15 protein-coding genes and 1 pseudogene are annotated in these 24,557 nt (G+C 41.8%); 8 read left to right on the top strand and 8 right to left on the bottom strand.

Annotated features, from left to right (window positions below; translation table 11 throughout):
* The 5 genes from EI164_RS17485 to EI164_RS07265 form a co-directional block, all read right to left on the bottom strand.
* On the bottom strand, nt 1–113 hold a 113-nt coding region (locus EI164_RS17485; protein ID WP_413038446.1), incomplete at its 3' end, for a transposase.
* A 130-nt stretch (nt 114–243) separates the two neighbouring features.
* The gene (gene cgtA, locus EI164_RS07280; protein ID WP_192519319.1) at nt 244–1,452 is read right to left on the bottom strand and encodes an Obg family GTPase CgtA; all 1,209 of its coding nucleotides are present in this window, start codon (nt 1,450–1,452) and stop codon (nt 244–246) included.
* 276 nt (nt 1,453–1,728) lie between these two features.
* Nucleotides 1,729–3,171 carry a glyceraldehyde-3-phosphate dehydrogenase gene (locus EI164_RS07275; protein ID WP_192519318.1) on the bottom strand — a complete coding sequence of 481 codons (1,443 nt, stop codon included), beginning with the start codon at nt 3,169–3,171 and terminating at the stop codon, nt 1,729–1,731.
* A 325-nt stretch (nt 3,172–3,496) separates the two neighbouring features.
* Nucleotides 3,497–4,705 carry a lipocalin family protein gene (locus EI164_RS07270; RefSeq protein ID WP_192519317.1) on the bottom strand — a complete coding sequence of 403 codons (1,209 nt, stop codon included), beginning with the start codon at nt 4,703–4,705 and terminating at the stop codon, nt 3,497–3,499.
* Between the two features lie 333 nt (nt 4,706–5,038).
* Nucleotides 5,039–6,148 carry an NUDIX domain-containing protein gene (locus EI164_RS07265; RefSeq protein ID WP_192519316.1) on the bottom strand — a complete coding sequence of 370 codons (1,110 nt, stop codon included), beginning with the start codon at nt 6,146–6,148 and terminating at the stop codon, nt 5,039–5,041.
* Between the two features lie 295 nt (nt 6,149–6,443).
* On the opposite strand from EI164_RS07265, the gene hemP reads away from it, so the two are divergent.
* Complete coding sequence (gene hemP, locus EI164_RS07260; protein WP_227672156.1) at nt 6,444–6,602, top strand: hemin uptake protein HemP; 159 nt, start codon at nt 6,444–6,446, stop codon at nt 6,600–6,602.
* Between the two features lie 110 nt (nt 6,603–6,712).
* Here the strand turns inward: hemP and EI164_RS07255 are convergent, their stop codons facing one another.
* Nucleotides 6,713–11,707 carry a translocation/assembly module TamB domain-containing protein gene (locus EI164_RS07255; protein ID WP_192519315.1) on the bottom strand — a complete coding sequence of 1,665 codons (4,995 nt, stop codon included), beginning with the start codon at nt 11,705–11,707 and terminating at the stop codon, nt 6,713–6,715.
* 79 nt (nt 11,708–11,786) lie between these two features.
* Complete coding sequence (locus EI164_RS07250) at nt 11,787–15,044, bottom strand: autotransporter assembly complex protein TamA (protein ID WP_192519314.1); 3,258 nt, start codon at nt 15,042–15,044, stop codon at nt 11,787–11,789.
* A gap of 457 nt (nt 15,045–15,501) precedes the next feature.
* Between EI164_RS07250 and EI164_RS07245 the strand changes: the two genes are divergently transcribed.
* The 7 genes from EI164_RS07245 (at nt 15,502) to EI164_RS17480 (ending at nt 24,302) form a co-directional block, all read left to right on the top strand.
* Nucleotides 15,502–16,833 (top strand): MFS transporter, encoded by a 1,332-nt coding sequence (locus tag EI164_RS07245; RefSeq protein ID WP_192519313.1) that lies wholly within the window; start codon nt 15,502–15,504, stop codon nt 16,831–16,833.
* Nucleotides 16,834–17,092: 259 nt separating this feature from the next.
* A complete protein-coding gene (gene coq7 / locus EI164_RS07240; RefSeq protein WP_225739166.1) occupies nt 17,093–17,731 on the top strand; it encodes a 2-polyprenyl-3-methyl-6-methoxy-1,4-benzoquinone monooxygenase in 639 nt (212 codons plus the stop codon).
* Between the two features lie 244 nt (nt 17,732–17,975).
* Nucleotides 17,976–19,022: a tetratricopeptide repeat protein gene (locus EI164_RS07235; RefSeq protein WP_192519311.1), complete on the top strand. Its 1,047-nt coding sequence runs from the start codon at nt 17,976–17,978 to the stop codon at nt 19,020–19,022.
* 194 nt (nt 19,023–19,216) lie between these two features.
* Nucleotides 19,217–21,190, top strand: a complete 1,974-nt coding sequence (locus EI164_RS07230; RefSeq protein ID WP_225739165.1) for an esterase/lipase family protein — start codon at nt 19,217–19,219, stop codon at nt 21,188–21,190.
* Between the two features lie 382 nt (nt 21,191–21,572).
* A complete protein-coding gene (locus EI164_RS07225) occupies nt 21,573–23,069 on the top strand; it encodes a cytochrome ubiquinol oxidase subunit I (protein WP_192519310.1) in 1,497 nt (498 codons plus the stop codon).
* Nucleotides 23,069–24,085, top strand: coding sequence for a cytochrome d ubiquinol oxidase subunit II (cydB, locus tag EI164_RS07220; RefSeq protein ID WP_192519309.1), 1,017 nt, complete (start codon nt 23,069–23,071; stop codon nt 24,083–24,085). The genes EI164_RS07225 and cydB overlap by 1 nt, the downstream gene beginning before the upstream one ends.
* Before the next feature lie 100 nt (nt 24,086–24,185).
* Nucleotides 24,186–24,302 (top strand): DUF2474 domain-containing protein, encoded by a 117-nt coding sequence (locus EI164_RS17480; RefSeq protein ID WP_413038451.1) that lies wholly within the window; start codon nt 24,186–24,188, stop codon nt 24,300–24,302.
* Between the two features lie 104 nt (nt 24,303–24,406).
* Here the strand turns inward: EI164_RS17480 and EI164_RS16965 are convergent.
* A pseudogene (locus EI164_RS16965) lies at nt 24,407–24,557 on the bottom strand (IS30 family transposase); the annotation flags it as partial.

The following is a 24,557-nucleotide window of genomic DNA, read 5'->3' as shown; positions in this document are numbered from 1 at the left end:
TGACGTTTGCAGTCCTTGCACTGGTAGTTCTGCTTGCCATAGCTTTTTTTGCCGTGTATCGAAAAACTGGGACTGTGACAGTCGGGGCAATTGATCTGTATTTGTGTCTTCATAACCTCAAATATATCATCTTGCTTCGGCTGTCACCCTTCTTTTATTACTCCAGCATACTTTTTGATACACCACCATAATTTTAACTGCTTGATCATATTAACTTACGTAGGTGAACTCAAAAAAATTTATTTAAGGAACATAAACTACTTCGACGCCATCATCATCATCGAAATCATCATCGTCGCTTAAGTCCACCCCTTCACGCGCTGCTTTACGAGCTGCACGATACGCTTCACGCTGTGCTTCAGTGTTGAGACGCACTTCTGCTTCTAAACGTTCAAAACGATCTTTTTGGGCTTCAGCGAAGATAGGGTCTTCTATTTCACGCTCGCGCTCAAGCTCAATCTCATTCATCAAGTGATATTTAACAGCGTCAACACCTTCACCAGTCAATGTAGCGGTACGGAAGACAATACCTGTCCAGCCAAGCTCTGCCACGATATGTGTGCAAAGTGCATTCAAGTCTTCTTCATTGACCTGATCTATTTTATTCAATACTAGAATTTGTGGTAAGTTTGCCAGCTCAGGTGAAAAACGCTCAAGTTCGTTTAAGATAACACGGGCGTTATCAACTGGGTCACTACCATCAACAGGATTGACATCAACTAGGTGTAACAGACGACGCGTACGCGCAACATGTTTTAGGAAGCGAATGCCAAGTCCGGCACCTTCTGACGCACCTTCAATCAAACCTGGGATATCGGCCATCACAAATGAGCGATGACGACCGATATCAACCACACCCAAGTTAGGTACAAGTGTGGTAAATGGATAGTCGGCCACTTTTGGTCTCGCCGCAGAAACTTGGCGAATAAAAGTGGATTTACCAGCATTAGGTAAGCCAATTAGACCAACGTCAGCTACTACTTTTAGCTCAAATTTAAGAACCTTTAACTCACCTTCAAAACCAGAGGTTGCTTTACGCGGTGCTTGGTTAGTAGAGCTTTTAAAATGAGTGTTACCTAAACCACCATCGCCACCTTTGGCAATCAGTAATGTCTGGCCGATTTCAAGCAAATCACCCAAGACTTCATCAGTCTCAGTATCAACCACAGTCGTACCGATAGGTACAGGTAGATAAAGGTCATCAGAGCCTTTGCCTGAACAGTTTCTACTGTGACCATTCTCAGCTCGCATAGCATCGTGACGACGAGTATAGCGATAGTCAACTAAGGTATTGGTGTTATCCTCTGCAATGACATAAACATCTCCGCCCTTGCCACCATCACCACCATCGGGGCCACCACGTGGGACATATTTTTCTCGGCGAAAACTGGCGATTCCGTTACCACCGTCACCTGCTTTTACCGTTACGACGGCTTCATCAATAAATCGCATTTTACGTTCCTTAATTTACAATCCAGTCAATATACTGGTTACAACCAACGGCTGTATTTTAGGTGTTTACTATATTGTCATGCCACAATGATTGCAGCAAGTATTTTGCTGTTGGCATTATAACAATAAAACCCGATAACCAATCAGACTATCGGGTGTTTGGGATACATCATTTAAAATTATGCCCAAATCTCTAGCTATAATACCAATTAGAGAGTTAGGTTTAATGATAATGGCAGTATCTTATGATTTTTAATGCTACGTAGGGTTACCGTCTTATGCAGGAATCTGAGCGTAGCTGATGCCGGCCATTTGTGTCGCCAAACGCAATACCTGAGTACTATAACCTACTTCGTTGTCATACCAAACATATACGATGGCTTGATTACCAGTCAAAATAGTCGCTTGAGCATCGATGATACCGACATGAGTCGTACCAACAAAATCCGTTGATACTGCTTCTGTAGAATCTGTATAAGCAATCTGCGACTGCCAAGTACTACTGTTGGCAATTTTGCGCAAGAATTCATTTAAGGCATCAGCACTTTCTGGTGCAGTCTTCAGATTCAAATTCAAAATCGCTAAGCTGACATTTGGCGTTGGTACGCGGATGGCATTACCTGTCAGTTTACCACTTAATTCTGGTAGTGCTTTGCCTACTGCTTTTGCGGCACCAGTACTAGTGATAACCATATTCATCACAGCACTACGACCACGGCGATCTGACTTGTGATAATTATCAACCAAGTTTTGATCATTGGTAAATGAATGAATGGTCTCTACGTGACCGTTTTCGATACCGTATTCATCATTTAGTACGTTTAGCGTTGGTGTGATAGCGTTGGTCGTACAGCTGGCAGCACTGACAATCGTATCATCACCAACAGTGTCATTATTCACACCATACACAACGTTTTTGATATCGCCACCAGCTGGTGCTGTTAGCAGTACTTTCTTCACACCTGTTGATTGTAAGTGCTTACCAAGACCTGCTTCGTCCTTCCAGATACCCGTGTTATCAATGACTAGCGCATCGTCGATACCATAAGCAGTATAATCGATAGTACTCGGATCGTTAGCATAGATAACTTGGACAAAACGGCCGTTAATAATCATGCCGTTATTGTCATCATCAATGCTGATACCACCCAAAAATCTACCGTGGATTGAATCACGCTCAAGCAATGAAATACGCTTGGCCAGATCGCCAGCTGCTGCTGGACGTACGACGATAGCTTTTAATTGCAAACCTTTTGCGCTTGATGCTTGTGACAGTAATAAGCGCGTTAAGATACGACCAATACGACCGAAACCATACAATACAACATCTGTTGCACCATTGACAGCACCAGCACTATTGATAGATTGTAATGCAGCTTGTACGTCAGTGTCGTTAGCAATCAGTTGACCAACATCGATGCGAGTAGCTTGGATGTCCTTGCTCTCTGCAATAACCTTTACCATGGCTAGCGTATCAGCGATATCGATAGGTTTTGCATTATTATCGCGTAGTGCTACTTTTTGGTGTAGCGCTAATATCTGACCAACCGAGGTAGAGTCTAGCGTTTCGCCGAACAAGGTCACTTGTACGTCTTGATTATTATAAAGCTTATTCAATAACCCCATAAGCTCAATTGCTTGTTGTTCTTGATTATTATAGTTGCTTAAGTGGTCTTGATGTAATTGGCGTAAGGTATCAGCGTTGCTCACGAGAAACATCCTTATGGTCAGTAATGTATGATCAGTAAAGTACAAAGAAATATGAATTATATGTTATCTAAGCAATCACCCTAATGTGGCCAGCAAACATTATTAGTCTACGTCATCGGCTACCGAGTAATTAGAACGCCTAGATTTTAGCCTAAAATGCCCAATTTTGCCAGTGATAACCGATTCACCATTGTCTATAAAACATTTTATTAAATGATGCTGGTTATCATAAAAATAAAGGCAACGTATTATGCTACCTTTATTTTTGTTAATGCAAAGGTTGTTCGATCATAATGGTCCAAGAAATCAGATTAATCTAAGAAACCACATTAATCTAAGGAACCAGATTAATAGTTTGGTTGGTTTGCGGCGTTAGCTTAAATTCTTTTAAGTCATAACCTTGTTGTTGAGCAATCTGGCGATACTTAGAATAGGTTTCTTGACTGATATTTGGTGAGCGGGCCAATAACCACAAATAGTCTTTATCAGGTGTACCAACCAGTGCTGTTTTGTAATCAGCATCACGTGCTAATACCCAGTAATCAGCTCGGCCAACTGGCAACCAACGAATCCACGATGGCAAGAACGTCACTTTCAACTTACTGCCTGTATCATCATCTGGTTTGGCAAGACCTTCAGCAACAATTTCAGCACCGTCTTCACCTACGCACTTATTGGTGACAGTAATACCTGAGCTATCCGTTTTCTCAGCATAATTGGCTGTGACGTCACTGGCACAATTGCGTTGAAAATACATTGGCAAACGCCCAATCTCATACCAGGTACCAGCATATTGTTTGAGATCAACGCTATCTACTGTGGTTGGTGTATTGGCAGACTTATGAATGATTGCACTTGGCTCGATTGCTAACGTTTCTGTCGTCGTGTTGCTGGACATTGCATCAGAGCTTATGTCCGGCGTGGCGGCATACGCTGAAAACGCTGCTAATGGTATGATAATCGCTAACGCGATACCTGTGTGCTTAATAAGTCCATTCATAAAGATACGCTCCGGTATGTCTTTATATGATGAGTGAGTAGCACCCAATGAGAAATCGTTTTTTTGTCCAAAACCTTTGTGTCCAAGGTCATCTCTTGAATGACTCGTTTGATGCGCTAAAGACGCTGACTTCAGCGCTGCTTCTTTGATTAGAGCTTTTGACTGCTTAACGCTATCAATCGTATACACGTCTGTATTATCGTCATTAATACTATTAAGATTTTTGACATCGCTACGCGTTGAAGCCTTGCGCTCGATATCGTCACGATCTGTCCTATCGAGTTTTTTTACCTTTAATAGGCTGTTGTCGGCACTCTTATATCCAAAATATTTGGCTTGTGAAGACGTATCTCTCACCAAACGTTTCAAGTAATTATCATTCAAAATGTCATGTTTGTAACTGTCATCGTTACTCGCATAATCCGTCTGCCGTGCATTATCATTATTCAGATAATCGCCGCCCGACTGACTAACCTGCTGGAGTTGAGAACCGGATTCCTGCATATCAGACCGTACTGACTGAGGTAACTTATTGGTTTTCATAGCTATACCATATTTGTAGTGGCTGTTTATAAGGATGTTCAGAGAAGTTGTGATAAGCCATACACTTATCAAAAATCACTTATACCATCCACGCAAATCAGAATAGCAAGGAACACATCTGCAAGTACTAGAACTAAGCAATTCTAATGTAGCCAATTATAATTTGGGGGTGCGGTATTAAGAACTCTGTAATCAGGTCAACTATATTAATAGCGACGCCACGACTAAAACAGTGTCACAATGTAGGAAAACGCAACGGTTTGTAAGTAATTATGAATTTATGCTGTAGAACAAACACATAGTTACTTATATGGTTATTTATATAGTTACTGATTAAGGCTTGTTAAAAAACTGACGAATACCTGCAACACTGATACCACCATGGACCAATGCTTGATCGATCATCTCAGGAGATAAACCGCCCAAACCAATCACCGGCATATCCGCCAGCTGTGCCAATTCTGACCATGATTCCCAGCCTAGTGGCATCGTATCTGGATGCGTTTGGGTGGTTAATACTGGCGATATAAAAATCGCAATAACGGGTGGCAACTGTTGCTGTATTCGATGATCAGCAAGCTCATTAGCCGCATGAATACTGGCGCTATCATGACAGCTGACGACTAGTGGCAGATTGCTTAATAGACTACGGTCAGGCAGCGCTCTAGTATTATCAGACCATTGCATCAATGCCGTGTGAGTTAAATGATAAGCAACGTTTTGACTAGTGTTGCTTTTAGACGAAGGCGACTGTTCAGTGTGTAACGTATGGCTATTATAGTAGGGAACAATGGCTTGAATGTCTGGTCGCTTATCCATCAATTGCGCGGCTATGTTTTCTAAGCCATCTGCCTTTATTCGAATATAAACCCAAGACTTTGGCATTAAGTGTTCTTGATGATATTGCAACCATGCTGCCACTGGATCTACACACTCGCTAAATTGTACCAATGGATAAGTGATCGCTATGTTCTCTGGCACTTTTAACCACTCTAGAATGGTTTTATTGGCAGCGGGTAATTGGTACTCGCCTGCCAATAAACTAGATTTATTGACCCACGTTAGCGCCTGCCCTTCTAACCCATAGTCACAATGCTGATACTGCTCATATTGCTGTACGGTTAGCTCAATCTTGTAAACCTGTAGACTCACTTGCTTATCAGCATAATCATGATGCAAACGGCCAAGCTTAACAATAGTATTATCATGAATAGCAATACCTGTTTCTTCGGCAACTTCTCGAATCAATGCCTGCTCAGCACTTTCATGAGCTTCTATTTTACCGCCTACAAACTCATAGCGATTGCCTTGATGCTGTTCAGCATTTCTGAACCCAAGTAAATATTGTTCTTTGTGATGAATCACAGCAACAGCCACGTTTACGGTGCTTATTTTTTTGTTTGGGAATAGGCTAACTGCTTGATTATTTACTTTTGTTGCCATAAAACTATCCTTTCTTACTGTTTTTATTTGAATACTAATTAACTACATTAAAATACCTAACGAGTGAAATTAAATTCAAGTATATGATTTTAAACAATTTATTTTTTAATTTATCAATTTATCGACGTTTTATAACCGCTTCTTTAGATAAGTTTACATAATAACTGCATTTTATTTTATCAATTAGCTTGCAAATTATTTCAATCTAAATGATAATTATTATCGTTAAGAGCAAATAATTATTTATTGCTCTCATTACTCAGCCAATTTTTATCAAAAGGAATTCATTATGAGCATGGTTATCTCTCGTTATCTGAACTGCCGTGAAAACCGTCTACCTACTCTTCAATCACAGCATCTGTTTGCTCTAACCAAAGAGGTACGTATTGAGCATGAAGGTGAAGAATATCGTCTACGCCTAACTCGTAATAATCGATTGATCCTCACCAAGTAGACCTATGGTCAAGGGACACAATCCTACCTATAAAAAAACGCCTTCATTAAAAGGCGTTTTTTATTGACTAAAAGCTAGCAAGACGTATCTTCAGTACTCAAATATGTCATTTAGAATTGCCAGCTATAAACCACATCAATCGCATTTTCTGTGGCTGAGCTTGCTTCCACATAGATACGACGCGTCAGCTGATAGCGAGCTGATAGCGTACTCTCTGCATTAAACACACCTACTCCATAGCGGATATATAAGTCAGGTGTCACATAACCCGTGACATTGACATTGGTATCCTCACTACTGCCTGATGCATCTACTGTAAGACCTTGCAAACCAAATGCTTGACCTATCTGATTGGTCAAGCTACGTGTGCCACTAAGCCCGAAACTGAGTCCAGCTGCTGCTAAATTATTGGTCACTTCTGATTTAAACCCTTGCTCACTAATTTGCGTTGCACCTGTACTGGTGAGACGACCTGTGACCAATGCATTCATCGCTTGCTGCTGAGTCAGTCCTGCATTATTAAAGACGATAATATTTGGTGTTTCGGCATCCCCTTTAACCCGTAGACCTACCGTTTTACTCTCAATGGTTTTCACAGCTTCAATACTTAAGCTCGGATTCATAACATCGCCATCGAAACGCACTTGACCATAATTAAGCTCTAAACTTTGACCAAAGGCATTGATATTGGTTCGACGTGACACTTGCACCACACCTTTGGCTCGCATAACACCAGTACCAGTTTGATTGATATTAATCGCGCCAGCCAAAGGAATAACCGCACCAAATCCACGGAAGTTGATATCCTCACCCAAATCAATACCAACATTGGCATTGATAGACCAAGGTTTTGAAATAGCCAATACTTCATCAACATTCCCAATTAAACGACGATCGAGCACAACAGCATCTTCGGTTTGAGTAACAATGTCTTCACTGGCTGCTGGTGGACGAATGGTTGCTGACGGTACACTAATCGCACCTTTAATATCGACATAACTGTCCTCTGGGCGCACGATAATATCAATATCAGGATTAATCTCAGCCACTAATAAAGGTGGCTGCGTAATCACCAAACCTTCACCAGCAATGCTCAGCTTGGCTTGTAGTTTTTGTTGCCAATCAATCGTTCCAGTCAAAGTTCCTGTACCCGTACCACTGTTAAACGTACCATCTAAGGTCGCTTGTGTCCCACGAATTTTGGCATTAGCATTTACATTGGTTAGGTTAACTGGCAAGTCCAACATTGCGATACGACCATTCTCCAGCTTTACGTCACCATAAAACTGCGGCTTATCTAAAGTACCACCCAAGCCACCTGCCATTGTGACATTTCCTCGTAGAGCTCGCATACCCGGAAAGAAAGGCTTAAGTATCGCTAGGTTAAGCTCATTAAGCACTAAGGCACCAGAGATTGGTTTCGGTGCCTTGTAAGGGTCGACAATGACTTCGGCATAACCACTAGCACCATGACCTGTATTAATATCTGTGCGCAGCTTAATACCTTCTGGAACTGATAAAGCAATGAGGGATATTCGCTTATAAGGCAGGGTGACAGAAGTACTACTACCATCCTGAACCAATCCAACTTTGCCATTATCCGAATATAAAGTGGTATTGATGGTTGGCGGACGTCCATTTTGCCAGCCGACAACGGCCTTACCATTAATCTTGGCTGACCAATCAATATCTTGTGGTAAAAACACTGACAATAATGACGTATCTAAACTCTGTAGGGCAACATCAACCTCACCTGTATCCGCTGATGCGATTAGGTTTTTGCGTAAACACAGCTTGCCCGTTTGGTCAGCAGCTTGCCAACAATGCGCAGCCATCTGTACCTTAAAGTCATTACTGTTGCCATTCTGCTCATAAGGCAAATCAACAATCAGTTGTGCTGGTTGCAGCTGATTTAAAGTCGCATACTGAGACTGAAGACGACCTTCACCAATGACGCCAGACCAACTCATTTTATCTCGATTAAAACCACCTTTAACTCTTGCACCGATAGTAAGCTGTTCATTGGCAATATCAAGATCGACCACATGTGCTTTTTCAGTACCGCTAAATGAAGCCTCAACACTTTCAAAACTTTGCCCAGCAGCATCTAAGCCTTCAGCAGTTATGATAAGCTGACTTGGACTATTTGCTAAATTGACCAGTTTTCCGCGAACACGACCTTCGCGTAAAACAAAGCTTGGCAGTGCAATACGCTCACCCACCAAGTCAATATAAATAGTTGGTAGTGCCTGTCCTGCTGGCTGTGATAATGTTGCACCACCTGTTACTTTACCTGCCAACTGATTTGAGAGCTGATCCAAACTGGTAATATTAATTTTCGTTTGTAATTGTTTGGCATTACCATTAGCAGTGATGTAGTTGTCACCCCAACGTAATACCAGATTATTCGCATCTAAACTATCGATTAACGCATTTACTTTTTTGTATTGCGCCTGAGCATCTTGTGCTTGGAGGTCTTTAAAATAGCTCGCCAAGTCTGTTGGTAAACGCATTTTTGCAGCCAAGCTACCTTTAGCGCTCAGATTTTGACCTTTTAACGTACCAGTCAAATCAACTTGTTTAATATTAATAGTTTGCTGCGTGTCACTCCAACGCCCATCTGTATCTATACTACCCGTAATAAGGCTTGGTGTGTCTTTTAGAAAATAACCTATGTTAAAACGGTCCATCACTGCATTGATATCCCATGCGATGCCTTGACGTAAATCCACCGTGCCTTTTGCATCAATACTACCTGCTGCACCCACATGACGGAATTGCTTGATACGGATTAGTTGGTCATCACCACTGGCATCAATCGTCAGCTTACCTGCCGGCAATTGCTCAGCATCTAGCACACCATCGAAATCTACCGCAAAACGTTGCAGCTTACCCGCTGCATCTGCAGTGTTAGAAGAGGCGGCTTGCCACTCACCACTGGTTTTTAGATCACCCGTCAAAATCGCTGGGTTGTTGGGTAAAAGATAACCCAAGTTGAATTCATCAAAGCGCCCGTCTATTGTCCAACCCATATTTTTACGTAAATCAATAACACCTTTTGCGTTTACCGCACCAGCCTCACCGTTATAATTTAGTTTACGGATGCTAATCAGATTTGGTGTGCCAGCTGCATCAAGAGACAGCTGACCATTTGGTACATCTGCTGTGTCCACTTTTCCATCAAAACGTGTATCAAATACAGACAACTCGCCATCGATGATATCAATACTAGCATCACCACCACCAGTTATACCGATAGTACGGCTATCTTGTGTGGCATCAAGTTGTGTTTGCAAATCGGTATTATTTAAGGTGATAATATGGCGCTGACCGCTAACACCATTCTTGGTGATATTTAATAAACGCCCACGTGCGCTTATACTACCCGTTAGACGCTCAAGCGGTAAGTCACTACTATATTTTTTTGGTAATAATTCTTTGGTACTGGCATCAACCTGCCATGTCAATGGACCATTTTCATTCTCTAGTTTAATTTGTCCTGTGCCAGATAGATCGCCCACAACGCCATCATAGTTAAGGCGATTGATACTAATAATGTCCCCTGATTTGCGCACACGCACATCATAACGGCCTTTGGGTGCGACACTGAGTTCATTAACCACTGTATTAGCATTCACTACTAACTGTGAGTCACGAATAATGACATCTGCCTGTCCATTCGGACTATCAATATTACCAATATTAGGCACATCACGGCGCACCAGATTTTGCCATTTCGCATTGATATACCAAGGGGCCGACTGTGTAGACTTCGCTGAAACCTTACCGCTGGCTATCTTCGCATTGACATGCTCACCATCACGCTGGAGTAAGTCTGCATCAATTTGTGTATTGCCAGCATTGTTCTGCTGCTGATAATGTAACGACAGCCTACCATTAAGCGTTTGTGGTGCGTATGCTTTAAAGTCAGCATAATCATCAGGAATGGCACGGCGAATATCAAAATTACTACCCGTCGCTCGTATTGTCGCATCGAAGCTGTTTTTCCAATCTAAAATACCTTGCAATACTAGGCGTCCAGCAGGTACATCAGCATCCAAACGATCAATGCGTAACTGACTGTCAGCGATGACCGCACGGCCTTGGTAATGACCTGAAGGAATATCTTTAGCCGTCAGGTCGGTATTGATGCGCAAACGTATCTCAGAAATCACACCTTCTGCGGTAGCTGTACCACTTGTTAAGCGAATATCTTGCTCTTCAGCATAAGGGATTAAGATGTCGTCCCATTGCAGTTTTGCCCGAAAAGGCGAATCACTATCCAACCCCTGTACGATAAAATCACCACTAACATCGCTGTCATTGTAGCGACTACGTATTTTACCTACCGTACGTTTCAACGTACCTGTTGCAGTAATATTTAGTGGGTCAATATAGGCTTGTTCGAGTGCACTCACTTCTGCAATAGCACTTAAATCTAGTGGATAATCACCTTGTAGATCAATCTCACCTTGTAAGGCGCTAATATTGACGATATCAGCATACTGTAAGTCACCACGAGCAATTTCCACCATGCTACCAACCCATGTCAAATCACGAGCAACGATATTGTGAATAACAATAGGGTCTTGTGTGACTTGTTTATAGGTAATGTTTTTTATATTAGCGCGGTCAAAGCGTAGATTAACCGGTAGTTGCAGAGTTTTATAATCGAACGGCTCACCCGTTGGAGGTTCATTATTGATAATTTCAATGGTTTGTATGTCTGCATCACGCAAATGTACTTCTTTAGCAAATACAGCACGCCAACCTATTTTCACATAGGCTTTATCCACTAATACCTGAAGATCATCAGTCGCTTTGATATCAATATCCGTAACCCAAAGACCTTCACGTAAATTACCTTGTCCATATTCAAAATCGATACCCGTCTCGGTACTGATTTTTTCTAGTATAAACTTGGTGCCCGAATCTGTACCAGCTGCATAAAAGAACACTGCAAACATGATCAAAAGTACAATTAAAATAAGTACCAGCAGTTTGAGTAGAAATGACAACGGATACCAACGTCTCACAGCACGAGCATCCCTCTGTGCTGGATCTTCTTCTGGTAACTTGCTAGGCGGGGTGTTTTTTGTCAGCATGACACTCAACTACGTTAAAGAATGATTACCAGCAATCGGCACGATAAATAATAAACAACACATAAAACCAATAAAATGACTATAAAGGTGAGCCAATAAAGAAGTGTAGCCTGATTGGAATACTCTCTTCTGTCACGCCAGCCGCGACATCGACTCGTACCACGCCCACAGGTGATGCCCAACGAATACCAACACCAACACCAACCTTTGTCTCAGTGTCAAAGTTTTCATCGTAAGCGTTACCCACGTCAGTGAAAAATGCTCCGCGAATGCCTGGTTTAAACTCATAGTTATACTCAGCACTACCCACTGCGAGTACTTGCCCACCTGTTAGATAGCCATTTTCTAATGGTGATAAGCTTTCATAGTCATAGCCACGAATACTTTGATCACCACCGGCAAAGAAGCGTAACTTGTAGGGCACTTCATAAAAATCATCTGCCCAAATATAACCTGTATTTAGGCTGCCCAATACCTGATGTTTGTCATCGTCACCGAAGCTATAGATACCGCTAACACTCGCACGAGCGATTGCCATATTGGTATCGCTAGCCACAGACTCACTACCTGCTTCAATAGAGTAAGACTGACGTATACCCTGAGTTGGGTTGACATTATCATCCACGTCAGTTTTACTAACACCATAACCAAACAACAGTGCTTGCTGGGTTGGGTTAGATGAGGTAAAACGTATAGGCAAATCGTCTAACTCGGTATCATCGACACCCGTTTCTAGCTTATCCAAACGGTAACGCATAGAGTAACTGCGATTCCAACCGCTATCACGACGAATGTTACGCGCCAACCCTGTTTTTAATGTTCTGGTAGATAGGTCAAAATTACCCTCGCCTTGATCAATCACCTCCTCTTCATAGGTGAGTGTTGCCTCTAATTTATCATTGAGCGGATGTTTCCAAGGTCGACTGACATAGACACCTACATTTTTGGTAATACTCGACACTTCTGTTTCCGCACCAGCTTGATAGCCCTGACGATTAATAAGGTTATAATCTATTTTCCCAGTTGCGCGCACACCTGTATCTGTTCCATAACCAAGACCTACTTGAGCATCACGAGGTTGGTTAGCCCCCACAAAAACATATAAAGGTACTTTTTTACTCACAGCAACATCTTCTGGTGTCTTACGTCCTGCAAGCGTTGGTGGAACAAAGCTTTCATCAGCAAGAATACTGGTTTCATCAGGCAATATTTTTTGTGCCACATTACTGATTGAGTCGCTGATTTTACCTAATAGATTCTCTGCCTCTTTTTCCTTTTCATCTAACACTCTATCATTTGGTAAACGGCTTAAGCGGTCTGCTTTTTGTTCAATGGCTTGCAATTTATCAAGCGTGGCTTCATCAGCCTCAAACTCAATAGCAGCTATATCAGCTGTATCGACAACATTACTGCTATCGTCAGTCGCCGTCTCTTCACTATCTACACTGTCACTATTATTACTCTGCGCACTAACACTTTCCTTAACATCACTCTCATTAGATACCATTAAATCATCACTACTACTATCAGTCACATCCGAAAGGCTATTGTCAATAACAACATCATTACTATCAACGGCTTCATTATCAAAAGCCAAAGTACTGGCTTCACTACTGTCCGTTGGCGGTAATATTGATTCGACATTAACCGTGTTAAAATAACGAGTCGATGATAAATCATTGGTAAATTTAGTCACATCAGGCGCATAAAAGGGCTCGCCAGGTTTAAAGTCGAGTAATTGCTGCAACAGTGACAGCTCGACAGGCAGTTTATCAGGGTCTTGAGTCAACGTATTGGTTTCTCTATCATAGGTAAAAAACACAACCTCATCAAACTCGTATCGATCGCCTGTATCATAAACTAAAGAGACGTCTGCGGTGTTGTCCGGTAGGATGATATCAACAGACTTGTTTAGCCAATACTGGTCAAAGTAACCGTATGTGCTGCTGAGCGACTCAAGTGCCGCTTTACTTTCTTTATAAACACGATGATTAAAGATATCGTTTTCTTGTGGCGGCAACTCCTGTTCTAAGGCAATAAACTCTTCTTGCTCACCACCTTCACCACGAACCTCAACAGTACGGCTATCAACACGCACAGGCTCACCCAACTTTTCAATCACAACATCCAAAGTATCTTGACTAGGCTGACGTAGACTCAAAGTAACGTCATAATAACCCACTGCTTTTGCAGCATCTAATGCCGTTTGACGTAAGCCTGGTGCAGCGGCAGTGAAATCAATAACAGATTGCACTGTGGTGTCGTCAAGTGCTGCCTTGATATTTTTCATGGGTTGGATATCATCATCCGCCTTAGTTTCTACTGGTTCACTATTGCCCGAATTTTCAGATGCGACTTCCTGTAGATAAATAGTTGTTTCAACATTAGGTAAGGTAATGGCACCGTCATTAAAAAAACGACTATAAAGACGTTTGAAAATACTACCTTTATTTCGCTCCCGCGGCCTAGGACTACCAGTTTGTTCTATACTGTCATTTTCTACCTGAGTCTCCGTTTGATAATCTGGCAAATAGTCATTTGGATCGATAATGTTTGATGTTGGCTCATCTTCATCGGTCAGATCGCTGGCTACCATATCGTTATTGCTATTACTCTCTACATCCACACTTTCATCACTGACAGCATCGTTGGTAAATTCGCCGACATTTATCGCACCCGCTACCACTTCAGTCGTTTCATCAGTTGATTCGGTGGCTGATTCAGCAATTGCCTCGTTTTTACCCAACGTATCAAGGTTATTAGGTTCTGGAAGACTGGTGGCATCCAATTCCAAATCTAGACCAATAGGTGATGTCGTGTCATCCAGCGTCGAAATTGGCGCCGTAAAATCGCTGTCATTATTACTGATATTGTTTATGATATCAATATCTTGGGTATTCTGTATATCGAGCGCAGCCAACTCACGATCAATCTGTTCAGGTGTCATCATCTGATAACCCTGCTCCTGTATCGCCGTTGCTTGTTGCAACAAGTCCTCATTGACACGATTAGAAGGATTGGTCGATAAATCATCTAAAACGGCAGTCTCTTGATTCGTCGCTATTTGGCTATCAGGCTGAACAATCATGGTTGTACTGTTGGCGGAATCAGCTAATGCTGTAGGAGCAACACCAAAACCAACCAAACTGGTCGCTAAAGCAGAAAAAAGTGCTGAGCGTGTAAAATTAATGCGTGGGGCATTGCAGCGAGAAGCAGTCATTGTGAGACGAGAGTGGGATTCAATACATTGAACCCCGATATCATGTGATGTGTTGTTATTAGCAGCACAGTTATTAATCGATGCAGTACGCGCTAGAGTTGAAGGCTGGTATGTCATTTTTATTTCCTATCAGCTCACGCGGTACACTGTGATTAACGATCGCTATCATTAAACCTTACCGGTGAATAAACTTATTAACAGTGCGCTTAAATTATGTTTTACTACCTAGCTTTTGATAATGACAGCCTATAGTCCATAGTGCAAACTTTCGGATGATATGCCGTCCTCATATCAACGTATGTATAGACGGTAGTAATAGCATGGCTTCATCAGCTCTAACACCGTATATATAACCATATAAAATTCACAAATCATAACGTAGATAATTCTGAAATCATAGCAGCAACTGCATGTATTTTTATCCAAGCCTTGCTATTATACGGCCTAACATTGATAAAACCTATGCTATATTTTGATATAGTTTTTAGCATCTTTTATAATTATTCTGTATTGAAAAACCGCACTCAACTTCTCTATTCTACCCATCAGCCGCGACCCACCTGTAGGAATTTTCATGGCAAATCAGTTTCAGTTATTTAAGCATCGTCGTTTTAGCGCTATGTTTTTCACTCAATTTTTGGGCGCATTTAATGACAATATTTTTAAGCAAGCACTCATACTGATTCTCACTTATACCGCTGCGAGTCAATTGGGTATGAAAGTTAGTGTTTTAAACAACTTAGCTGCGATGTTATTTATCTTACCCTACTTTTTATTTTCAGCACTGGCAGGACAGATTGCGGATAAGTTTGAAAAGTCAAAGCTGACTCAGTTCATCAAAATCCTTGAGCTGATTATTATGGCTATCGCTACCGTCGGCTTCGTATTTGAATGGTATTCACTGTTATTTGTGGCGTTGTTTTTGATGGGTACACATTCTACCTTTTTTGGACCAATTAAATATGCCTACTTGCCACAGGCAATGAAAAAAGACGAGTTGGTTGGTGCCAACGGCTTGTTTCAAATGGGTACCTCATTAGCAATTCTAATCGGGATGATTGTCGCAGGTCTTCTCACGCAGCTGTCACAATCACTCTATTGGATTAGTACAACAGTGCTGATGGTCGCAGTTTTGGGGTATTTAGCGGCGCGCTATATCCCGTCCATGCCAGCGATGCAGCCTAACCTTACGATCAACTGGAACATTTTTACCACCAGCTTAGCGACGATACGTTATTTATATTCACTGCCGTTTTTATTCTTTGTTATTCTTGGCAATAGCTGGTTTTGGTTGTACGGTGCGACGTTTTTGACCCAAACTCCAGAGGTTAGCAAGGTGATTTTGCATGGTGATGAGTCAGTAGTGATTTTCCTGCTCACACTATTTTCTGTGGGCGTATCTATTGGCTCCTTGTTATGTAAATCATTAACCAAAAACCAAGTCAGCCTGCGCTTACTACCATTTGGTATTATTGGCTTAAGCGTCTTTGCAATTGATTTGTATTTGTCGCTATCAGGGCTCAATATCAATGTGTCTAATGGAACGCTGCTTAGCATTGGTGACTTGTTTGGCATAAGTGATAGTTGGCGGGTCTTTGCTGATTTGTTCTTGTTGGGATTTAGTGGTGGGTTATATATCGTGCCTTTATATGCCTCTATGCAGGCTTATTCTCCTAAGAGTCACCGTGCCCGTATCATTGGTGCCAATAATATCTTTAACGCGATATTTATGGTCAGCTCGGCGATTTTTTGTATTGTTATGTTAAATACACTAGGGCTGAACCTACCACAGCTATTTTTGGTGACAGGTTTACTTAATATTGTCTTTGGTGCTTTTTTGTACATAAAACTTAATAGGCATATCAAAACAGCAGTGATTCAAACACATGATGAAGTAGCTCCATAAGTAACAAATACAAGCACTACGCATGATAAAATAAACAAGTTTGGCATGGCCAATCGTATTCCTACGATTTGAAAGACGATCGGCCGTACCCTAACGACTAATATGTTATCGAATCGATAATATTCATGCTGATAATTTAGATTGTTTGCTATAGTAATGCGCATCAAGTTATTACTATCTTAAACCAAGAAAAACAGACTGACAAAAAAACAAATGCTTTTTTGACTGTATCCAAAGCCATCAGGAGTGAATTATGACCCTGCGTCCCTTATCCAAAATCGACCAGCTATTAATCGGAGTCGATAAGGCATTACGAGCTATCGTACCACATTCAAACCCCAGTACCCGTCCGTTACCAGTCAGTAATGACGATATTCCTGAGCTAACCATCACTGAAGCAAGACATGTCGCAGGACTGATGCGTATCAATCATACTGGTGAGGTATGCGCGCAAGGGTTATATCACGGACAGGCATTTGCTGCCAAAGATGACGGCGTCAGACAAGCCATGCAGCAATCTGCTGAAGAAGAAGTAGATCATCTGGTTTGGTGTGAAACTCGTTTGGATGAGCTAGGTAGCCACGCCAGTGTCTTTACGCCACTATGGTACGGTATGTCTTTCGGTCTTGGCGCATTTGCAGGTGCTATCTCTAATGAATTTAGCTTGGGCTTCGTTGCAGAAACAGAAGCACAAGTCAGCGAACATTTACAAGAGCATATTCAACAGCTACCAAAACACGACCAACGCTCAAAAGAAATACTGGCACAAATGGATATCGAAGAACTGCACCATCGTGAGCTTGCATTACAGAGTGGCGGTGCCGCATTATCACCACCTGTACGTCATACCATGCGTTGGATGGCCAATCGTATGAAAGCCACTGCTTATCATTTGTAGTAGCAGACGAAGTCATGAAAACTTGTCATGGTAAACACTACCCATTGAACTAAAAGTAGCCTTCAATATCATAACAATACCGCGATTTATTTTTTATAATTTCGACCATTAACAATCCTACTATTGATAGCGTTAAGTTTAATTTGCTACGGTATGAAAAATTTGTACGATTTTGCAGCAAAGACATTACTCAATGACCCATCTATTGCTAAATAACGACTAAATAACTAAGGTAACCATCTTTATGAAAGCCACAAACCAATCGACTCTCCCTAGTAGTGTGTCTACTAAGCTGGCAACCTTGACTGCACTAGCCACAGCATGCGCCATGTTACTATCAACGCCTGTTAATGCTGCCGAAGCAGATGCTGCAGCCACATCAGCGCCTAGTGCCGTAGATTCGAGCAAACGTGTCATTCGTCTTGCTCAGCCTAAAGCGGCTACTACTTCATCTAACACAGAGTCAACCGCATCGCAGCCAAACCTTTTCCCCATGAGTTCTGCGCAGCCACAGACCGTTAGACCTGCTACTACACAGTCTGATTTCGCCGGAACTACTCGTGTCTATGAACCAGGCCCCATGACTGCTAATGGTATTGACCTAAGTACCAACCAGTTTGCTAATATTCCAACACCAAAAGTACAAGTGTCAGATATCAGTTTTGTACCGACAATATTAATTCCACAACAAAGTGGCTCGAATGGTGACCAACTAGACGTAAGCTTGCTAGATGATTTCATCGAAGATGTATCACCCAATGCACGACACTATCCACCAAACTTCCCCAATCGCTCACAGCGTTACTATACGCGTGAAAAAATAAAAGTATTGGCAGAGTGGATTGAACCTTATGCTCAGTCGCCTAATGCCTCTTATGACGTACTGCTACGTGCTGCTAAGCTTAACGGTATGGGACGTAACTTAGACTTGGGCTCAGACTATACGATACGTGGTGGTAAGTATGTGGACCGCGCCATCAAGCTGCAACCAGATAGCGGTGAAGCCAACTTTTTATACGGGATGATGCTGTCAGAAGGTGGTGGTTTTAAAGAAGGTAAAAAATATTTAGATAAAGCCGTATCTTTAGGATATACCGAAGCTGAGCAAAGCTTAGCACAGTCAGACTTATTGAGTGACCGCCGTGATAATGCGTTAGAGCGTCTACGTCGCTTAGCCAGTGAAAACCCTAACAATACTATTATCCCTCAGCAAATCAAACTGATCGAAGAAGGTAAATTCTATATTTGGGATATAGCCGCTCCTGACATTGATGTAAAACCTAGTGCCTAAACTTCTTTAGAGTGCGCTTTATCAATTAAGGTGTATTGCAAAAATTTGCGATACAGAAAAGAGCATTATCAGTGCTAATACTAAAAATATGCTCATAAAGCGTCTTCGTTTTATATCGATATTATGTCAATATAAAAGAAGCCAAAACCCAACAAGAAAATACCAGTCGCTGTTTAACCGACTATCAAGAACGCTTGTTTGATGCCGTTAAGTACAGCTATACCTATTTATTCTATGACAGTTTGATACATGATTTTGACGGTGCCGATCAAGACCAAAGCCAAAACAGTACACAAAGCCGTATTCCAAATGATACCGACATTCAAACCCAAGATATCTACAACGCCGCTAGTAACGACGTTATCACCCAACTGTATAAATCATCTGATGGCTCAAACAAACTAATGGGCAACCCAAAAATAGTACACTTACCAATAGCCTCCACTGAGCGTGATAACAGTACCCAAGCCGCGATAGCCAACCGCGCACCTTTAACAGGCAAAACGACTGATCAAGTCAAAGTTATGGAGATACAGATCGACGACTATGATCTTGGTATTTATTTGCCCAATGAAAACAGCTATCTACAAAATGCACATAAGCAAGCCTCTGCTCTAGCAGACTTGGTATCAACCTACGAATTGCGCCTCTCAGGACTTAACTCAATCAGCAAGCGTCCAGGCTTAGGTATCAGTTTGGTCGCATCATTAGATGACCGTTATACCACCACGATTCGCCAGTTATTGGAGTCATCACTATCAGACCAGAAAACTGATGAAACCGCCGTTGCTATAGAAGATAGCAAGCCAAGCTCCAGAATATATCCTACTGGACATTTATTATTAACGGGTTTAATCAAACCCAGTGGCAATAGTGTGCTAGATGTACTAAGCAGTCGTAAGCTGGATATCCACCTATATAACCCATATCAAAGTGACAGTGTCAACATCCTTGATAGTAGCTACCCGCTGGCTGCCAACTTCTCGGCTGGCTACGGCTTATGGCTGTCAGAAAACCAACTAGATGGTGTCGGCTATTTAAACTTAATTACTAGCCAACCAAAAGAAAGACTACCCAAGTTGTTTATGCTAGAGCCTTATGATCCCAATAAACGTGTACTAATTATGCTTCATGGCTTGGCTTCTAGCCCTGCTACTTGGGTAAACCTGACCAATGATATTCTCAATGATGATAAGTTACGTGATAACTATCAAGTTTGGCAGATATTTTATCCCACCAATCTGCCTATTTTAGAAAACCGCTATCAGATCCAACGTTTAATTGAAAACACTTACCAACAGACCGACCCTAAAGGCATCAATCGTGCCAGTAAAAACAGCGTCATTATCAGTCATAGCATGGGCGCCGTTATCGGCCGCATGATGCTATCTGATGAAAACTTGATCGATGATCTTGATAAAATAGAAGATGAAGACTCACTGTCCAATAATGAAAGAAGCAAAATCCTCGATGCACTCAAAACATCATTCGGTGATGAACAATTAAAAGAGCGCTTCAAACTACAGGCTCTGCCTCAGGTCGATACCGCGGTATTTTTATCAGCACCATTTCGTGGTACTGACTATGCCGATCGTTGGTTCACGCGTGCCTTACGCCGCATTGTTTACTTGCCAGTTGGTTTGGTAAAAACAGTCACTGAAAACTTGGCTATGATTACCACGCAAGGCGATTTAGCCGAAAACCCGTTAGGCGCTCTATATTTACAAAATGGCGCTAGCCAGCTCAGCGATAAGTCTTCCTTTATACAATTAACCAAGGACATCAATATCAATAACCGCATTACGTACCACTCCATCATTGCCAATAATGATGCCGACATCACTAGAGGGCTGGCACAAATGCAACCAGATGGGGCTAGAATTGATCTGTCTCAAGCGACAAAAACAAATGATCAGACTGTTGGTGCAAACAACATCTCCACGAGGTCCAAAAGTACAACTACGCCACTTGTTGCCGCTGTTACCATTGATGAAAACATTAGCCAAGCACTGACAGAGCGCTTATCTGATGGTATCGTACCTTACACCAGCGCCCACCTCGATGGCGCCGCCTCTGAGACTGTCATTAATGGTGGTCATAGTATTCAAGAAAGTCCTCAAACTATTCTGACATTAAGGCGTATACTGCATCGACAGCTCAAACAGTAGCATTGAGCACAACACAACCTACCTTTTTATATCTTATTACAAAACATATTCAAGTATCATAAATTGTTAACTTATTCTTACCAATTTACATTTAATAGTAAGTATAAGCTACATGGCATTACTTGTGACCATAAACATGCAAGCGTATAATAATGCAACAGCAATTGAACGAACTATTACTTCTTAATTTGTATGGATATAAATTATTTACTCAGTTGAATAATTCTAATAATTGAGTAGTTAGAATTCTTTAACTCGCTAACATTCACAGCTAAAAAAATCTGACTATTGGTCGCGATACTCTTTCAATATATTGCGGGCAGTTACTTGGGCGTATCATGGAAGCTTTCGCTACTTAGCTCACAAATAAAGGTAAGCGCTTATGTTCGCTGCATTTATGGTTGATCAAATGGACGCGCTGTTACTTGCGCGTATCCAATTCGCTTTTGTTGTTTCATTTCATATTGTATTTCCTGCATTTTCAATTGGACTTGCCAGCTTTTTGACGGTGCTTGAATTTCGTTGGTTGAAAACTGGCAATCCGGTATTTGCCGAAACTTATAAGCACTGGGTTAAAATATTTGCTGTTGTATTCGGTTTGGGTGTTGTATCAGGCGTAGTAATGTCTTATCAATTCGGTACTAACTGGGCTGTATTTGCTGATAGAGCTGGTAACGTCTTAGGGCCATTACTCGCCTATGAAGTGTTGACTGCATTTTTCTTAGAAGCTTCTTTCTTAGGGATTATGCTGTTCGGTTGGGGACGTGTCAGTAAACGCATGCATTTTGCTGCCACTGCAATTGTCGCCGTTGGCACATTAATATCAGCCACTTGGATCTTGTCGGCCAACAGTTTTATGCAAACGCCACAAGGTTTTATGATGGGGGCAGATGGTTTGCTATACCCAACCAACTGGCTTGAAATTATTTTCAATCCTTCATTCCCGTATCGTCTTGCACATATGGTAACGGCCGCCTTCTTAACGACTGCATTTGTTGTTGGTGGTATTGGTGCTTATTATCTGCAATCCAAAAAACATACCGAACATCGTAAACATGGTCGTGTCATGCTAGGTATGGCAATGATTATGGCTATCTTTGTCGCGCCAGCACAGGTATTGATTGGTGATGAACATGGTCTAAATACTTTAGAGCATCAACCAGCCAAAGTTGCTGCGATGGAAGGTATCTGGGAAGATGAACGCGGTGCCGCTCTACGTCTATTTGCGATACCAGACCAAGAGAACCAAACCAATAAATATGAAGTCAAAATTCCTTATGTTTCTGGTCTAATTCTCACCCATTCGTTAGATGGTGAAGTTAAAGGTCTCAAAAACTGGGAACCTGAAGACCAACCGCCAGTTATTGTCGTGTTTTGGGCATTCCGTGTCATGGTAGCTATTGGTATGTTAATGGTACTTGTCGGCTTATTCAGCCTATACAAGTACTTCAAAAAACAACAGTACGACTCTGACAGCGTCTGGTTCCACAGGGCGTGGATGATGATGACCCCACTTGGTTTTGTTGCCTTGCTGGCTGGTTGGTTTGTCACAGAAACTGGTCGTCAGCCATGGACGGTATATGGTGTGATTCGCACCGCCGAAAGTATGTCACCTCTTGCTGCACAGCAAGTCGCTACAACTTTGATTGGCTTTATCGTCTTATATACCTTAGTCTTTGGTGCAGGTAGTTTCTATATCTTACGCCTGATTGCTCAAGGACCGAAACCTTATGAAGATCCTGCTGAAGACAACTTTTATCAGCACACTATCACAGAAGGTCAAGGCCGTACGTTGACCGGCGACACGCATGCTAGTGAAAAGGCTGTAGAGGATTTGGATAAACCAGCAGATGACATCGATGAAGGAGGGTTACGCTAATGTTTAACTACGGTGATGTATTAGACTTACCTTTGATTTGGGGCGGACTCATCGCGCTTGCTGTCTTTATCTATGTCTTATTAGACGGTTTCGACTTAGGTTGTGGTATTTTATTCCCTTTCGCAGGTTCCGATAAAAACCGAAGCCGCATTATGAACTCTATCGCGCCATTTTGGGATGGTAATGAGACATGGTTGGTATTGGGTGGTGGTGGCTTATTCGCTGCTTTCCCAGTCGCTTATGGCATCATTATGACGGGCCTCTATTTACCTGTAACGGCGATGTTATTTGGTCTTATTCTTCGCGGTATAGCATTTGAATTTCGTTTCAAGTCTTCGGTGCGTCGTCATGTTTGGGACAACTCTTTTTTTATAGGGTCAGTTATCGCCAGCTTCTCTCAGGGAATTATGCTTGGCGCACTGGTTCAGGGATTGCAGGCAGATAATCGTCTGTACTCTGGAGGACCTTTTGATTGGTTGACACCTTTCTCTATTGTCTGCGGTTTTGCGATGATCATAGGCTATACTTTGTTAGGCTCTACATGGCTCATCATTAAAACGGAACACTCGCTACAGACTTGGGCGCGTAAAGTTTCTGGCTGGATGTTGACTGCGTTGATTATCGCGATGATTGTCGTTACCACTTTTATGTATTTTTCAGATATCGATGCACTCGACGGATGGTTCCACCTCCCAGGACTGCTGTCCTTGATTCCTATGCCTATTATAGTCGTGCTGCTATTCTTTATCATGCGTAAAGACTTAAATACAGAGCGTGAATATCGTCCGTTCTTATTAACGGTTGCATTATTCTTGATGGGTTATATCGGCGTGTGTTCTGCGATATTCCCTTATATTGTACCTTATCAAATGACGATTTATGAGGCGGCCGCAGCGGATACTTCTCTCTCGTTTATGTTAGTTGGTGCAACTATCATGCTGCCAATTATTTTGAGTTATACCGCTTTTGCCTACTATACTTTTAAGGGCAAAACAGATCATGAGCATATGTACTAGTGAATATGTAAATTGATAAAACGGTCACTAGCTACTGCCGTTATAAGTGGTAGCTATACTGCTTTTCAAAAGCGTATTAACAGGTAAGAAGGAGATGAACATGAAAAATCTCAGTAAGAAAAAATCACAATGGGCATGGTTTATTGGTTTATATATAGCTGGATTTTTGGTTGTATTTACCATTGCACAATTAATCAAACTCGCAATGGGTGTCTAATAAACCTTGCAATATGACACAAAAAAGCAGCGTTGATTATCGACGCTGCTTTTTTGTGTCTCTCTTTTTTTTATCTCTCTTAGATTAACACACCAAGTGCAACGCTAATTAATATTATAGAACGCCTGCATAGGCGTCTTAAACCCTAATCGTTTTCTTGGTCTGTTGTTTAATTTGTTCTCAATGTCCTGCATCTCATCATCAGAGACTTGTCTAAAGTCACAACCCTTAGGCAAGTACTCTCTGATAAGGCCG

Origin of the sequence: Psychrobacter sp. FME13 (assembly GCF_014861395.1) — a bacterium.
GTDB lineage: Bacteria > Pseudomonadota > Gammaproteobacteria > Pseudomonadales > Moraxellaceae > Psychrobacter.
This window is presented reverse-complemented; position numbering and strand designations above follow the sequence as displayed.